Origin of the sequence: Veillonella parvula, assembly GCF_032550495.1 — a bacterium.
In the GTDB taxonomy this organism is placed as follows: Bacteria; Bacillota; Negativicutes; order Veillonellales; family Veillonellaceae; genus Veillonella; species Veillonella parvula_G.
Genome location: NZ_JAWFZJ010000001.1, coordinates 372,963 through 389,957, shown reverse-complemented (window position 1 = coordinate 389,957; position 16,995 = coordinate 372,963). Strand labels below are relative to the sequence as shown.

Sequence of the window (16,995 nt, the reverse complement as noted above, 5' to 3'; positions counted from 1 at the left end):
AACCTCCTAATCTATAAATTTACGAACTGCTTTACCATTTAGGTAATCACAGAGATCACCTTGATGAGCATCTAGTTCGTCTAGTTTATCATCAATTAAATCTTGTACGCGCCACCAACCCATGGACCAGTTTGTAAAAAGCGTATTATCTTCAGGCGCTCTCCCTACAAGACGCTGTAAAACAATGTCAGGGTGTAAATGACGTACAAAATTAACAACCCGATCAGCATATTCTTCAGCACTGATTAAGGTGAACTGACCTTCTTGATACCACTTGGCCATCAATGTATTTTTAACAATATACAACGCATGTAATTTAACTTGATCTACACCAAGGGCTGACAAAATGCGAGCCCCTTCAATAGTATCCTTCATGGTATCCCATGGTAAATTAACTATCATATGAGTTGTTATGTTAAATCCATAGCGCTTAATCCGTAATACGGCATCAATAAACTGGGCTAAATCATGACCACGATTAATTTTCTCTAATGTATCATAGTTAACCGTTTGAAGACCTAGCTCAATATAGATATCCTTATGAAAGCAATCCCTAATATCAGCTAATATTTCAAGATATTCATCAGCAATACAATCGGGTCTTGTTGCAATAGCAATGCCCACGGCTTCATCGATACAACCTTGTTCAATATAACTTTTAAAATCATCAAGATTCAAATAGGTATTACTAAAGTTTTGATAATAAGGGATGAACTTCTTTGCTTTATATTTAGGGCCTATGTGAGCAATATTTTCCTCTAATTGCATGCGTACAGTCATCCAGGCAGGACGATTTTCGTAGCCCGCACCGATTTCACCACAGAAGGTGCAGCCTCCAACACCAGCCGAACCATCTCTGTTAGGACAGGTCAAAGGTAGTGCTACAGGTAATTTATAAACCTTTTCCCCATATGTTTCTTTATAATATTTAGATACCATGCGATATCGTTTTGGTCTCGTTGTATCGGTCATAACACTCCTATTAAACTAACCAATCATCGCTTATTATGTAATATTTCAACTATCATATATTCTCTAATCTTTTGATTAAAAAAAAAGATAAACTATTTTTATATTACTAACAAGCCTCTATTTCAGGACGTATAAAAGGTTTTACCTCTTTATTTACGTCGATTACAACTGTAAAAGGTACATTTGGTACATTCTCTATACCTAACACTTTAGCCGTGTCCTTAGACATAGGCATTTCTACATATTGTTGGCGAATTTTGCGCCACTCTTTAAATGTATAGTTTGGAATATATTGAGATGCAATTTCTTCATTGCGCCAGAATGCTTCCCCTTCTTGTAAAAGTTCTTTTGTCTGCTTCGGTAAACCAACAGCTTCACTGCGAACCTTACCGCGATAACTAACGAGTGTATCATATTGTAATAACTCGGCAGCCACTGTATCGCCTTTAGCTAGAAAGAAATTGTATAAAAACTCAATTTGATCAATATCTTTTAAATTAATCTTATGATTACCCGCATCGAGCCAAGCCTGTGTCATGTCACAGAAATAGGAAAAGGCATCTTTTTTTATCTCCACTTTAGATGGATCGTACTTTTCCATAGGTGGTACATGATTAGTAGTTAATCTATCCTCACCAGTTATAGATGTATCAGTATGTTCCTTTATGAGCTTACTACCAATATAACCAAACACAGTTCTAAATCGTTCGCTATTATAGAAGCGTTCAAAGACATCTTCAAAGTGTTTTAAAAAGCGTATGTCTCTATAAGGGAGCACGTGAGTGCTTAGTACTTCATATGGCGCTAAAGGATCACTAATATATTGATACTCATCCATGCGACGTACACCAGATCCTTTTAAAAGTTTCAAGAACCCTATTTGTAACGCATGAGGTTGTAAACTAAAAAGATCATTAAAGGATAAACCAAATCGCTGTTTATTCTCATAAGGCAAGCCTACGATTAAATCCATGTGTACATGAGTTCGACCTGCTTCAATGATAGGACGAATAGCCTTTTGAATATACGGCCAATCATTATATCGATTAATAGCATCCAAGGTTTTCTTATGTGTACTTTGAACCCCTACCTCAATTTGAATACGGCCTGGTGGTGTTTCACAGAGAATATTTGTCTCCCATTTCGTCATTAGCTCTGGTTCCATTTCTAGATGGAAATTCGTCTCCGTATCAGCATCACGCATGAATTCCATCATAGGTCGATGATGATGTGGCGCACAGTTAAAAGTTCTATCAACAAATTTAACTTGTTTTACCTTATGATCGATAAACCACTGTAGTTCTTTAAAAGTTCTTTCCTGCGGGAAAAAGCGAACTGTATTTTTATTGCCAGATAAACAGTACTGACAAGAGAATGGGCACCCTCGAGAGGATTCATAGTAGATGATTTTATGTTCTAAATCTATCATATCCTCTTCTACGTAAGGGAATGGTATGGTACTAAGATCTTTTACCTCCACCGTATCAGTAGAGCCCAGGAGTCGGCCAGAAATGTGGCGACCACGTACGCCAGGAATCTGCTCTTCTAAGCCATCCTTGCCAGCGATTAGTGCACTAATAAGTTGATAAAAAGCTTCTTCCCCCTCACCTTGTACGACATAGTCCACCGCAGCACAACGATTTAAGATTTCATCGGCTGTGAAAGACACCTCCGGCCCACCTAAAATAATTTTAATATCTGGTCGCACAGCTTTCACCATGTCTACTACATGTAAAGTCATCTCGATATTCCAGATATAGCAAGCAAAGCCCAATACATCAATATTGCGCTCTGTAATATCACTAAGAATATGTAAAACAGGCATATTAATAGTATATTCTACTATATCGTATGCCTGTCCGTGAGCCTGCCCATAAGCTTTGAGATAACGCAAAGCCAGAGAAGAATGTATAAATTTTGAATTTAATGTGGATAAAACTACGTTCATAGGTCCCCTTTAAATCATCGAATGGCTCAGCCACCGTCTAGTCATAATATATGTATTATACCATTAAAAGAGACTAAAGATAATAGAAATAATAGCACCCACTAAAATAACAACAGTTACTACCGTAAGAATGACACTACCAAAGAATACGACAGCTGCCAAAATAATCGCTAAAACAATAAACAAGACAATTCGACTAAGCCAGCTTGTACTAGTAAAGCTATACACCTTAACTTTCGGTTCATATTGATTGTTTTCATCGTAATATTGTTGCTCGTCATTGATATTGGTTGGCGTTGAATCTACATGGACGGAATCGCCTACCTCTTCAATAGTTACACCATCAAATTCTCGTCTCTCATCATCGGATAATACGCGTGTATTAGGTTCACCAGAATAAGTACTGCGACTATAAGTATCATCTGATTGACCATTTCTATATGTATATTGATTATTGTTTATATTGTGTTGATCATTCATATGTATTTCCTTTATATGAACAAATAATAATAAATTTTATACAATTTATTATACCATATTTTACCATCATAATGGCAAATAGAAATCCCTTCAGATATAAACTCATATATCTGAAGGGATTGTATTTTTTAATATTGATTAATGCTAATATATATTAACACTCATATCAGTCATTTAAGAATTTTTTAAGTAATTCATTTACCATTCCAGGATTAGCTCGGCCTTTGGATTCCTTCATAACTTGACCAACTAAGAAGCCTATAGCCTTACCATTACCACTCTTGAAGTCTGCTACTGGTTGTGGATTATTAGCAATAACTTGCTTAACAATTTCTTCAATAGCACCAGTATCTGTGATTTGAACTAGACCTTCCTCTTTTACAATAGTATCAGCATCCTTGCCGGATTCCCACATGGATACGATAACTTTTTTCGCAATTTTACCCGAAATTGTACCTTTGTCGATTAGGGCAATCATACCAGCCAAGTTTTCAGGACTTACCTTGGATTCAGCAAATGTTAAACCGCTTTCATTAATCATCTTGGACAAGTCACCAAGCATCCAGTTAGCAACAGTCTTAGGATCTGCACCTGCTTTTACAGTAGCATCTAAGAAGTCCGCTGTTTTACGGGATACAGTAAGAATAGTTGCATCTTCACGAGACAAGCCATATTCAGATACAAAACGTTCAATCTTAGCATCTTGTAATTCTGGCAGTGCACGACGTACTTCTTCGATTTTTTCATCTGTAATTACGATTGGTACCAAATCTGGTTCTGGGAAGTAACGGTAATCGTTTTCTTCGTCTTTTTTACGCATACCAAGAGTGATACCTTGTGCATCATCCCAAGTACGTGTTTCTTGATCTACAGTACCGCCAGCTTCGATTAACTTAGCTTGGCGCAATGCTTCATATTCAACAACTTTTTGGATTGCAGTTAAAGAATTAACATTTTTAGTTTCTGTACGTGTACCAAATTCTGTAGTGCCACGTAAACGTACGGATACGTTACAGTCACCACGCAAAGAACCCTCTTCCATACGACCGTCAGATACTTCTAAATATTGCAAAATAGAACGTAATTTTTCAACGTATGCTCTCGCTTCTGCACCGGAACGAATATCTGGTTCAGATACGATTTCAAGAAGAGGTACACCCGTACGATTGTAGTCAACATTAGAAGATTTAGAGTCGGAAATAGTGTTGCCACTATGGACGAGTTTACCTGCATCCTCTTCCATATGAATACGGGTAATACCGATGCGTTTAGTTTCACCATTAACCTCAATATCTAAATGACCATTTAAGCAAATTGGCAAATCATATTGAGATGTTTGATAGTTTTTAGGCAAATCAGGATAATAGTAGTTTTTACGGTCAAATTTGTTAAAGTTAAGGATTTCACAATTCAATGCTAAACCTACTTTAATAGCAAATTCTACTACTTGTTTATTTAACACAGGCATTGCACCAGGTAAGCCAAGGCACACTGGGCATACATGTGTATTTTGATCACCGCCAAATTCAGTGGTACAACCACAGAAGATTTTAGACTTAGTCTTAAGCTCTGTATGAACCTCTAAACCAACGACTGTTTCGTATTTACTACTCATAGAGAAACCTCCCCAGTTGGTGCTACTAATTGACAGTCTGGACGTGCTTGTTCAAATGTGAAAGCGGCACGTAACAATGTTTCTTCACCCATAGCAGGTCCAAGCAATTGTAAGCCGATTGGCAAATTACTGTTACTCATACCTGCTGGAATGCTAATGCCTGGAATACCTGCAAGGTTTGCTGGTACCGTACAGATATCTTCTAAATACATTGCCAATGGGTCATTTGCTTTTTCACCAAATTTATAAGACGTATTAGGTGCCGTTGGTGTTAAAATCAAATCCACTTTGGAGAATGCTTCATCAAATTCATTTTTAATGAGGCGGCGGACTTTTAATGCTTTCAAATAGTAAGCATCATAGTAACCAGCACTCAATACATAAGTACCTAACAAGATACGGCGTTGTACCTCAGGGCCAAAACCTTCTGTACGAGTTTTAGTAGACATGTCTACTAGATTATCTGCAGGTACGCGCATACCATAGCTTACGCCGTCATAACGAGCCAAATTGGAGCTTGCCTCTGCCAATGCGATGATATAGTATGCAGACAACGCATATTTAGAGTTAGGCAAGGAAATCTCAATGATTTCAGCACCTAATTTTTTATATGTTTCGATAGCCTCTTCCATAGCTTTGCGAACTTCACTATTGAGACCTTCACCAAAGAATTCTTTTGGCACACCAATTTTAAGATTTTTTACATCATTTACAAGAGCTGTAGTGTAATCCACACGAGCACCTGGAATCGATGTAGAATCCTTTGCATCGTAACCAGAAATAGCATTCAATACCAATGCAGCATCCGTTACATCCCGTGTAACAGGTCCGATTTGATCTAAAGAAGATGCAAAAGCAATAAGGCCGTAACGGGATACATTACCATAGGTTGGTTTTAAACCTACTACGCCACAGAAAGAGGCTGGTTGACGAATGGAGCCACCTGTATCAGAACCGAGAGCCCAAATTGCAGAACCACTAGAAACAGCAGCTGCACTACCACCAGAAGAACCACCCGGTACACAGTCAATATTCCATGGATTAGTCGTTTTTGCTAATGCAGAATTCTCTGTAGAACCGCCCATAGCAAATTCATCCATATTAAGTTTACCAAGGCTAATATAATGATTGTCTTGTAAGCGCTCGATAACAGACGCATTATATGGAGGCACAAAGTTTTCTAACATTTTAGACGCACAAGTTGCGGGTTCGTCTTTGATACAAATATTATCTTTAATTGCACCAGGAATACCAGCTAGTGGAGAAATCGCTTCACCTTTAGCAATTGCTTCGTCTACAACCTTAGCTATAGTTAAAGCACGGTCATGAGAATCTGACAAGTACGCATGCACAGTCGGTTCCACTTTAGCTTTATGAGCAATAACAGCATTCGTCAATTCAACGGCACTGATTTCTTTATTCACAAGTTTTTTATGTAATTCATGAATTGTCGGCACAGCAAAATCTCCTATTCTTGTACAACACGAGGCACTTTAAAGTACCCATCTTCTGCTTCTGGAGCATTGGATAAAGCTAACTCATGATCAAGGGATGGTTTCTTTTCATCCTCTCTAAATACATTGTGTAAAGGTACAGCATGAGCCATTGGTTCAACACCATCTAGTTCTAATGCATCTAGTTCAGCAACATAGGTCAAGATGTCGGACAACTCTTTTTCTACATGTGCCATATGTTCTTCTTTAACTTCCAAACGTGAAAGCAAGGCGATTTTTTTTATTTCCTCTTGGCTGATTTTCATCGGAACACATCCTTTCATAATTACTTATTATAAAGCAAATAGTATATATTTTCAAAACATTGTAAGACTATATATTTATTGGATTTCACCGAGTTCTTTTAATAGTTCTACGAACTCTTCTTCGTTTATCACACGAATACCCAATTCATTTGCTTTAGTGAGTTTACTACCACTATCTTCTCCAGCTACGACGAGTGTTGTCTTCTTTGAAACAGAACCAGTAACCTTGGCTCCATGAGCTTCAAGGATTTTACCGGCTTCACTGCGCCCCATAACCTCAAGCTTACCTGTGAGAACGACGATTTCGCCTTCCATTTGATTGCCTGCAGCTTCTACTACATCTACGGTCATCTTAAGACCAGCTTGAGTTAAGCCTTCAATAATTTCCTTATGTGCTGGATCTTGACGATATTCAACGATGCTATCTGCCATTGTGGGCCCGATTTCTTCAACTGCTACTAGTTCATCCTTCGTAATAGTCATGAACCGATCTATAGATTGCACCACATTAGCAATTGTAGTTGCAGCCTTTGAGCCGATTAAACGAATTCCCAATCCATATAATACACGGTCTAAACCACGTGATTTAGAGTCATCAATAGCTTTCACCAAATTTTCTGCAGATTTTTTACCCATACGGTCCATCGTAACAAGTTGGTCTACAGTTAAATGATATAAATCAACAACATTTGTAATTAACTTGTTGTTGATCAAATTTTCTACGATACTAGGACCAAGGCCATCGATATTCATAGCGTCACGAGAGGCAAAGTGGATAATTTGTTCCTTTTCAATAGCTGGACAATGTTTATTCGTACATCGAACTGCCGCTTCTCCTTCACGACGAACTACAGGAGATTCGCATACAGGACATGTATTAGGAATTGTAAAAGGAATTTCGGAGCCATTTCGCTTTTCAGGAACAACACGGATAACCTCCGGAATGATTTCCGCCGCCTTGTGAATAATAACGTGGTCACCAATACGAATATCCTTTTCATCGATAAAATCTTGGTTGTGTAATGTAACTCGGCTTACATTCGTACCAGATACAAATACGGATTCCAGCTCACCAGTAGGAGTTAGAACCCCTGTGCGACCTACATTAATGGTAATATCTTTAAGGATTGTTTCCACTTCTTCAGGTGGATACTTGTACGCAGTGGCCCATTTAGGATCCTTTGCAGTGCTACCAAGAACCTCTTGATCATCAAAGCTATTTACCTTAATAACCATTCCATCTGTATCATATGGAAGTTCATGCCGTTTATCACCCCAATAATCAATGGCTTCAATTACTTCATCAATTGTTTTACATACACGATAATGAGGATTTACAGAAAACTTAAAGTTCTCTAAACTCTTAAGCAATTCCTCTTGGCTATGAATATTGGCTCCCACTTCAGAACCTATAGCATATGCGAAAAATGCAAGATTCCGGTTAGCAGTAATAGCTGGGTCTTGTTGTCGTAAGGAACCTGCTGCAGCATTGCGAGGATTTACGAAGGTCGGGAGACCTTCTTCATCACGTTCTTCATTAATACGTTTAAATTCACTATGAGGCATATACGCTTCACCACGAACTTCGATAAACTCAGGCGCATTATCTAAAAATAATGGAATAGATTTAATGGTACGTACATTAGCTGTTACATCTTCACCAATGCGACCATCACCACGCGTAACAGCACGGACAAACATACCATTTTCATAGTGTAAATTAACTGCTAAGCCATCGATTTTTAGTTCTACAACATACGAAGATGGCTTATGGCCAAGTTCCTTTTCTACACGATTTCCAAAAGCTCGTACTTCATCAGCATTAAATACATTGCTAAGGCTTAACATAGGACGTCCATGAACGACCTTTTCAAAGGAGCCTTCCACCTTCATACCGACCCGTTGTGTTGGAGAAGATGGCACAATATATTCAGGATGAGCAGTTTCTAAATCCACAAGCTCACGATATTTTTTATCATATTCAAAGTCGCTCATAGTAGGAGCATCTTTTACGTAGTATAAATACTGCGCATGAGTAAGCTCCTGTTGCAACTCTTTAATTCTATCTTTCGGATTCATTTTATACCCTTTTATACACAAATATATTTAGTTATATGATTGTATGTGTTTTCTATTTAAATATAAACGTAATTAGACGAATCATCCCTTTTTAACAGGCGCAAATTTTGCCATTACGACACGTACACCTTGTGTAGGGAACTCGATAGTCAATTTCATACCCGCCCCTTCACCAGTTACGTTGATTACTTTACCATTACCCCATTTACTATGAATAGCCGTATCGCCCACCTTCCAGTCGGCAATTACTTCATTACGAACAATTGGCTTTGTCACAGGGCGGCTAGTAACACTCATATGTTGGGGTACATGACGTTTAATATCGTCAGGCACTTTACGCTTAGCACGTAAGCCATCTACTAATTCTTCGGGAATTTCATCGATAAATCGAGATGGTAAATAACTACTAGTACGGCCAAATACGGTTCTAGTAGTGGCATTAGAAATATATAATTCCTTTTCAGCACGCGTAATACCTACATAAGCAAGACGACGTTCCTCTTCAATTTCTTCAGGGTTCATCAAGGTACGACTATGAGGGAATAAACCTTCTTCCAACCCACATAAGAATACGATAGGAAATTCCAAACCCTTTGCAGCATGTAATGTCATCAATGTCACTTTAGCCTCTTCTTGTTCGAAGGAGTCTACATCGTTAACAAGTGCTACTTGCTCTAAAAAGTCCTCTACAGTACCAGATGGATTTGTATCTTGGAAGTCTTTTGCCACAGATAAAAGCTCACCAATATTCTCAGCACGAGCTTGATCTTGTGGGTCTGTACTCTCTTCTAATTGTGCCAAATAACCTGTTCTATCTAGAATAGACTCTAAGATATCGAGTACAGTTTTATCTTCCATTTCAGAAACAAGAGTAAAGATGAGAATACCGAATTCTTCTAACTTTTCTTTAGTTTTTCCCTTGATAGAATCAATTAAGTGTAACTGCGTAAGCGTCATAAACAAAGACGTTCCTTTTTCACGAGCATAGTCTTGTAGTTTAGCAACTGTAGTGGCCCCAATACTCCGTTTTGGCACATTAATGATGCGCAATAAGCTCAAATCATCAAAGGGATTGTATAATACGCGTAAATAAGCTAAAACGTCTTTGATTTCTTTACGATCATAGAACTTTGTGCCCCCTACCATCGTATAGGGTAAGGCCCGCTTAATAAGTGCTTCTTCAAGGACACGAGACTGGGCGTTTGTACGATATAAAATGGCCATATCCCCATATGGAACATCGTGAATATCATGTTTTTTAGCGATTGTGTCACCGATAAAAGCTGCTTCCTCATGTTCGGATTGAGCCGTAAAATGCTGAATTTTTGCGCCTTCTATTTTATCGGTCCAAAGATTTTTCTCTGGGCGACCTTCATTATTATCGATAACAGCATTGGCTGCATCGAGAATAATCTTAGTAGAACGATAGTTTTGCTCTAATTTAATAGATGTACAATTAGGATAGTCCTTTTCAAAATCTAAGATATTTTGAATATCAGCGCCACGCCAAGCATAAATACTTTGATCAGCATCACCCACGACGGCGATATTCTTCCAATGTGAAGCTAATAATTTCGCCAATAAATATTGTGCATGGTTTGTATCTTGATACTCGTCAATCATGACATAACGGAAACGATGACTATATTTATCAAGAACAGTTGCATTAGACTGTAATAATTTAACGGCTACTAATAATAGATCATCAAAATCTAATGCATTATTCTTGCGCAACTCCCGCTCATAATACTCATAAACATCAGCTACCTTTTGTTGGTAAAAGTCTCGTGCTTGTTTTCTAAAATCAGAAGCAAAAAGTAATTTATTCTTAGCATCTGATATGGCAGCAATCATAGCCCCTACAGGATAGTATTTATCATCCAAATTTAACGCTTTCAATGCGGCCTTAATAACAGCTTGAGAGTCAGATGTGTCATAGATAGTAAAATTGCTGTTATACCCTAAGAAACTATCTATTTCAAAACGTAAAAACTTAGCACAAAAGCTGTGGAATGTACTGAGCCAAATACGATTTGCCACATCGCCTACAAGACCTTCTACACGGCTTTTCATTTCTTTCGCCGCTTTATTGGTGAAAGTAATGGCCAAGATTTCATAAGGATTAACACCTTGTGCCAATAAATGTGCAATACGAACTGTTAAGACCTTTGTTTTACCAGATCCAGCACCAGCTAAAATCAATAAAGGGCCTTCCGTATGCTGGACTGCTTGTTGTTGTTCTTTATTTAAACCTGTTAATAATGAATTCATCGAAACACACCTATTGCCCTTACTTATGCAATACAAACTCCAAATATACATAAATGATCTTTATAAATCTGTGAAATAAGTATGTATAGTTAAAAGCTAAATTATTATATGCAAATAAACACATTTATAATAGCAATTAACATATTCATGCAATATACTTGAAGCCCTATAAATAGAGAAGAAGAACGTTGCGAGCAACGTTCTTTTTTAGTTTGTATACTATTTCATAGCACCAAGAATTGGTGGTACAATTTGTTTTTTACGAGACATAGTATTAGGTAAGAATACACCATTATCTTTTATTTCTTTTTCAAATGCTTTAGTAACTACAGCTTCTACATCGCCACTAAACAACAATGTTGTACTCTCATCGAGAATATTTGTAATCATGATGTAAGATGCATCGTAGTTATTGGCACTGCGAAGAGCCTCTAAAGCTTGTACAAGTTCGCCTTGTTTAGCCAACACATCTGTAGTATCCATAACGGAAATTTGTCCAATGGAAATAGTTTTACCTGCTTCGGAGAACTCTTTCATATCTGTACGAACGATATCATCATTAGTCAAATCAGAAATGTCGGCACCAGCTTTTAACATATCAAGACCATAAGACTCAATATCTACACCAGCAATTTCGGCTAATTTATGAGCCATTGCTTTATCTGTTTCTGTGCACGTTGGAGAACGAAATAATACAGTATCAGAAATAATGGCAGATAACATCAACCCTGCAATTGCTTTAGGAATCTCTTGGTTATTTTCCATATATAATTTAGTAATGATGGTATTGGAGCAACCTACTGGTTCTAAACGCATGAATACAGGACCATCAGTTTCAAAATCACCGATACGATGATGATCTACAACGCCACACATGTTCATAGATTTGTAACCATCAATGATCTGTTTAGATTCATTATGGTCAGTTAAATACAAATTGCCACCTTCTGGAGCAAACTCCTCCCAGTTCTTAACGATTTGAGGGTGTTCAAAACCAAAATGGTTCAAGATATATGTTGTTTCTTTATTAGCTTCACCTGCACATACTGGAGTTGCTGGTGTGCCCATTTGTGTTAATAAATTAGCAAAGGAAATAGCAGAACAAATAGAATCTGTATCAGGGCTTTTATGACCTGCTACATATGTTTTTACATCACTCATAATATACCTCTTTAATGTTTAGTTTCATACTTTATATTGACTTACGTCAATTCGATTTTTAACTATATTATTATATCATAAATCATACAAAAAAACACGCCACTACTTAGTAATAACGTGTTTTTTATCTATCTATATTAAGTACTAATACAGAAAGTTATTCATGATTTTTCTTGCGATTTGTCAACAAACCAGGACCAAGTTTTTCAATGATGATAAACAACATTGGGATGATAAAGATACCAAACAATGTAGCTGTTGTCATCCCTGCTACTACAGTAATACCCATAGAAGTACGTGCACCAGAACCAGCACCACTAGATACTGCCAATGGTAATACACCAAGGATAAATGCAAAGGATGTCATCAAAATTGGACGCAAACGAATTTTTGCAGCTTCGATAGCAGCATCAACAACATTCATACCACGCTCGTCAACGCGAATCTTAGCATACTCGATAATCAAAATCGCATTTTTCGCAGCCAAGCCAACCAAGGTTAAGAGACCGATCTGCATATAAATATCATTTGCTAAGAAATATCTGCCTGTAAAGTTCAATAAGAATGGTACTAAAGAAGCACCAATCATACCAGATGGTACGGAGAACAATACGGCAAATGGAACCTTCCAAGACTCATATAAGGCAGCCAAGATTAAGAATACAAAGACAAGCCCTAAACCTAGAATCAACATAGTTTGAGAACCGGCTTTTAACTCTTCACGAGATTGCCCTGCCCAATCATATGTATAACCAGCAGGTAATGTTTTAGCGGCGGCCTCTTTTAATGCATTGATAGCATCACCAGAGGAATATCCTCTAGCTTGAGAACCACCAATTTGTACGGCCATCGCATTATCAAAGCGAGTAATGCTAGATGGTGTACCCGTTTGTTCCTTTGTAATATAGTTAGAAACAGGTACCATTTGGCCATTACTATTTCTAACAGCTAACATATTAAGCTGAGCTGCATTTTGACGATATGCGTCTTCCGCTTGGACTACAACCTTATAGTTTTTACCATAAGTAGTAAAGTCGTTAACTTGAATACTACCGTAGAACCCTTGCAAAGTGGTAAAGATATCAGCTAATGCTACACCATCTTGAGCCGCTTTTTCACGATTTACATCAAATTGTAATGTCGGCGTAGATGTATCAAAAGTAGTATAAATGGATTGAATTGCTGGGCTCTTACGAGCTTCCGCAATAAATTCATTAGTACGATCAGCCATAACTTGTGGACTATCGCCAGCTTTATTGATGATGTACATACTAAAACCACCAGTTTTACCCAAACCAGGAATGGATGGTGGATTCATAGCAATTACAGTTGCTTCTGGTACACCTTGAGCGGCAAAACCAAAGGTTTGACCAACCATTGCATTAATAGAAGTTGCAGCAGTAGTACGATATTTCCAGTCAGACATAGTAGCAAAAATTACACCAGCACTAGACTTTTGACCACCACCTAAAAGGTCAAAACCAGCGACAGTAAATACTTCTTGGAATAATTGTTCATCCTTAGGTTTTTCAGGATCATTTTTTTCTTCCAAGAAAGATGCAATTTTTTCAAGTGTAGCCATAGTCCGTTCAGATGTAGCACCAGGTGGCTCATTAATAGCAATCATGTAGTAACCACTATCTTCAGCTGGTACGAAAGAAGTTGGTAAGAAGTGGAATACTAAGGCTGTACCACCTGCAAATACTAGCAATGTAATAACAATTAAACTTAAACGATGGCTTAAACGCGCTAATTGGATGCCATACCAATTACTGAATCGTTCTAAAGCAACATTAAACTTATTTAATTGGCGATGTAACCAATCTTCACGATTTTTAGATATATGTGGTTTCAACATGGTAGCACATAATGCTGGTGTCAACACAAGTGCAATAATAGCTGAAATTACAACGGAAACAGCAATCGTTAATGCGAACTGTTTGTAAAGGATGCCTGTCATACCACCCATGAAAGCAACTGGTACAAATACAGCAGTCAATACAAAGGCAATACCAATTACTGGTCCTTGCACATTTTCCATTGCTTTAATAGCCGCCTCTTTTGGAGGTAAACCATTATATTTTAACTCATATTCAACAGCCTCTACCACTACGATAGCATCATCAACAACAAGGCCGATAGCCAAAACCATGGCAAAAAGCGTCAAAGTGTTAATAGAGAAATCTAATAAAACAAAAGCACCAAATGTGCCAAGCAAAGATACTGGCACAGCAATCATAGGAATGATTGTGGATCGCCAAGATTGTAAGAAGACATATACTACAACTAAAACAAGGAGCAATGCCTCTACAAATGTATGCTCAACCTCATTAATAGATGCACTTACGAATTTAGTATTATCTACAACTACGTTATATTGCATATCTGGTGGGAAGGATTTAGATTGCTCATCTAGAACCTTCTTAACATTAGCAATTGTTTCTAATGCATTAGCATCATTTTGTAGGGAAATAGCAAAACCGGCAACCTCTTTATGAGCAGATTTTGCGATGAAGTCATACCCTTCAGCCCCAATTTGAATACGGGAGACATCTTTTAGATGTAATACCTTACCATTAGTGCTTTTAATAGCAATATTGCCAAATTGTTCAGGTGTTACGAGACGTCCATCAATTTTGATAGGATATTGAAAGGCTTGTTCACCATTTGTAGGGTTTTTCCCTACTGTACCTGCTGCGGCTTGTAAGTTTTGACCTTTTATAGCCGCCGTAACTTCAGAGATAGTAACACCAAGTTTTTGCATCTTCGCAGGATCTAGCCAAATGCGCATAGAATAATCAGATCCGAACTCTTGTACAGAACCAACACCCTTAATGGATTTGATAGTATCCATCATATAATTGGTACCATAGTTCTTTAAGAATGTTGCATCATATGTGCCATTTGGTGAACTCAAAGAGAATATAAGTGCCATATCACCAGAAGATTTAGTGGTTGTAACACCTACAGCTTGTACCTCTGAAGGCAATTGTGCAAGTGCTGCTTGAACACGGTTTTGCGTATTAACCGCATCCATATCAGCATCTGTACCTTGATTGAACTGAACAGTCAACGAATAGCTACCGTTACTGGAACTATTAGATGTCATATAGTCCATATCTTGTACGCCTACAATCTGCGTTTCAATAACACTGGCTACTGTATCATTAACAACTTGAGCAGTTGCACCAGTATAAGCAGTATTAACTTGAACTGTAGGTGGAGAAATTTGTGGATATCGAGCTACCGGAAGGTTCATCATAGAGATAAGCCCTACCAACGTGATAACAATGGCTATTACGATGGCAAAGATAGGTCGATTAATAAAGAATTTCGACACGATCTATCCTCCTTTTATTTTGTAGCTTTCAACTGTTCTTTAGTTAGTAGTTTGCCATTTACTTTTACGCCATTTTTCACCTTAGTTAAGCCGTCAACGATGATTGTATCACCAGCAGCCAAACCAGATTTAATGATCGTTTCATTACCTTTAGTACCACCAATCTCTACTGTCTTTTGTTCTACTACACCAGCTGCATTTACAACATAAACAAAGTTTTTGTCCATGATTTGTAAAATTGCACGACTTGGTACAAGGATTGCATTTTTAATCTTTTCACCAGGAGAAACAACAGTAGCATACATATTAGGTAATAATAAATGATTAGGATTTGGGAAGGACGCTTTCAATACAAGCTTACCCGTAGATTGATCTAAACTCTTAGCCGCTTGCACGATAGAACCAAGTTCATTATATGTTTCGCCATCAGCAAGTTTTAATTGAATATTTGGACCATTAGAATCATCCGTTGTAGGATTCTTCATAAAATCAAGATATTCTTGCTCAGTCATACTAAACTCAACGAAGATTGGATCAATAGAATCGATTGTAACCAATGTAGTAGAGCCAGCCTGAACATAAGTGCCTGTATCTACGTCATCCATGCGTAATGTACCAGAATATGGTGCATATACCATGGTATCCCCCATATTATCTTGAGCAATTTTCACGGATGCTTCATACGCTTCATAAGTAGCCTTAGCTTGCTCTGTAGCACTACGTTGCGTATCTACACGTTGTTGAGCAATCGCATCTTGTGATGCCAAAGTTTCATAACGTTGAAGATCTACTTCAGCATTTTTCAAGTTTGCATTAGCTTGAGCTGCTTGTGCTTCTGCATTAGCAAGACTCGCTTCATATTGACGAGAATCAATTCGATATAATGGTTGTCCCGCTACTACTTGTTCCCCACCTTTTACAAACTTCTCAACAATATAACCACTTACACGAGCATGTACAGCTACAGAGTTCTCCGCAACTACAGTACCAGCAAATGTTTGATCAACTTGTGTATCACTTGTTGTAAGTTTATATGTATTAACATTAATCTCACCAGCTTGCTGTTGATTGTTGCCACACCCTGCAATCATCACAGCAGACATTACGAGAGCTGCTAACATACGGGAATAACGATACTTCATTATCTGTACTCCTTTTCAGAAACGAATCATTCATGTCACATAATTTCATAAATATCTTTATATATTTTACAGGATTATATAGATAAAGTCAATTTTTCCGATACCCCTCTACCTTTGTAGAACATAGATAAAATCTGATTAAACCCACATATATTGTATACAGCAAAAATGTTAAAAACTATTGACATTTTATATTCAATATGAACTTAAATAGTTTTAGAATTATAA

11 protein-coding genes are annotated in these 16,995 nt (G+C 37.6%); all 11 read right to left on the bottom strand.

The features are described from left to right. Window positions 1–6: 6 nt before the first annotated feature. The gene (mnmL, locus tag E6X37_RS01870) at window positions 7–972 is read right to left on the bottom strand and encodes a tRNA modification radical SAM protein MnmL/YtqA (protein ID WP_155086207.1); all 966 of its coding nucleotides are present in this window, start codon (window positions 970–972) and stop codon (window positions 7–9) included. 106 nt (window positions 973–1,078) lie between these two features. Next, on the bottom strand, window positions 1,079–2,920 hold the full coding sequence (locus E6X37_RS01865) for a B12-binding domain-containing radical SAM protein (RefSeq protein WP_316689410.1): 1,842 nt from the start codon (window positions 2,918–2,920) through the stop codon (window positions 1,079–1,081). Window positions 2,921–2,983: 63 nt separating this feature from the next. Beyond that, window positions 2,984–3,400, bottom strand: coding sequence for a hypothetical protein (locus E6X37_RS01860; RefSeq protein WP_012864422.1), 417 nt, complete (start codon window positions 3,398–3,400; stop codon window positions 2,984–2,986). A 166-nt stretch (window positions 3,401–3,566) separates the two neighbouring features. Next, the gene (gene gatB / locus E6X37_RS01855) at window positions 3,567–5,015 is read right to left on the bottom strand and encodes an Asp-tRNA(Asn)/Glu-tRNA(Gln) amidotransferase subunit GatB (RefSeq protein WP_101928315.1); all 1,449 of its coding nucleotides are present in this window, start codon (window positions 5,013–5,015) and stop codon (window positions 3,567–3,569) included. Then, a complete protein-coding gene (gatA, locus tag E6X37_RS01850; protein ID WP_278618107.1) occupies window positions 5,012–6,472 on the bottom strand; it encodes an Asp-tRNA(Asn)/Glu-tRNA(Gln) amidotransferase subunit GatA in 1,461 nt (486 codons plus the stop codon). The genes gatB and gatA overlap by 4 nt, the downstream gene beginning before the upstream one ends. A gap of 11 nt (window positions 6,473–6,483) precedes the next feature. Further along, window positions 6,484–6,774 carry an Asp-tRNA(Asn)/Glu-tRNA(Gln) amidotransferase subunit GatC gene (gene gatC, locus E6X37_RS01845; RefSeq protein WP_004695967.1) on the bottom strand — a complete coding sequence of 97 codons (291 nt, stop codon included), beginning with the start codon at window positions 6,772–6,774 and terminating at the stop codon, window positions 6,484–6,486. Between the two features lie 75 nt (window positions 6,775–6,849). Beyond that, on the bottom strand, window positions 6,850–8,853 hold the full coding sequence (ligA, locus tag E6X37_RS01840) for an NAD-dependent DNA ligase LigA (protein WP_278618108.1): 2,004 nt from the start codon (window positions 8,851–8,853) through the stop codon (window positions 6,850–6,852). 81 nt (window positions 8,854–8,934) lie between these two features. Beyond that, a complete protein-coding gene (gene pcrA / locus E6X37_RS01835; protein WP_004695971.1) occupies window positions 8,935–11,124 on the bottom strand; it encodes a DNA helicase PcrA in 2,190 nt (729 codons plus the stop codon). 219 nt (window positions 11,125–11,343) lie between these two features. Beyond that, window positions 11,344–12,285 carry a manganese-dependent inorganic pyrophosphatase gene (locus E6X37_RS01830; protein WP_278618109.1) on the bottom strand — a complete coding sequence of 314 codons (942 nt, stop codon included), beginning with the start codon at window positions 12,283–12,285 and terminating at the stop codon, window positions 11,344–11,346. Between the two features lie 157 nt (window positions 12,286–12,442). After that, window positions 12,443–15,625, bottom strand: coding sequence for an efflux RND transporter permease subunit (locus E6X37_RS01825; protein WP_316689409.1), 3,183 nt, complete (start codon window positions 15,623–15,625; stop codon window positions 12,443–12,445). Window positions 15,626–15,639: 14 nt separating this feature from the next. Next, a complete protein-coding gene (locus E6X37_RS01820) occupies window positions 15,640–16,767 on the bottom strand; it encodes an efflux RND transporter periplasmic adaptor subunit (RefSeq protein ID WP_101928320.1) in 1,128 nt (375 codons plus the stop codon). Window positions 16,768–16,995: the final 228 nt, after the last annotated feature.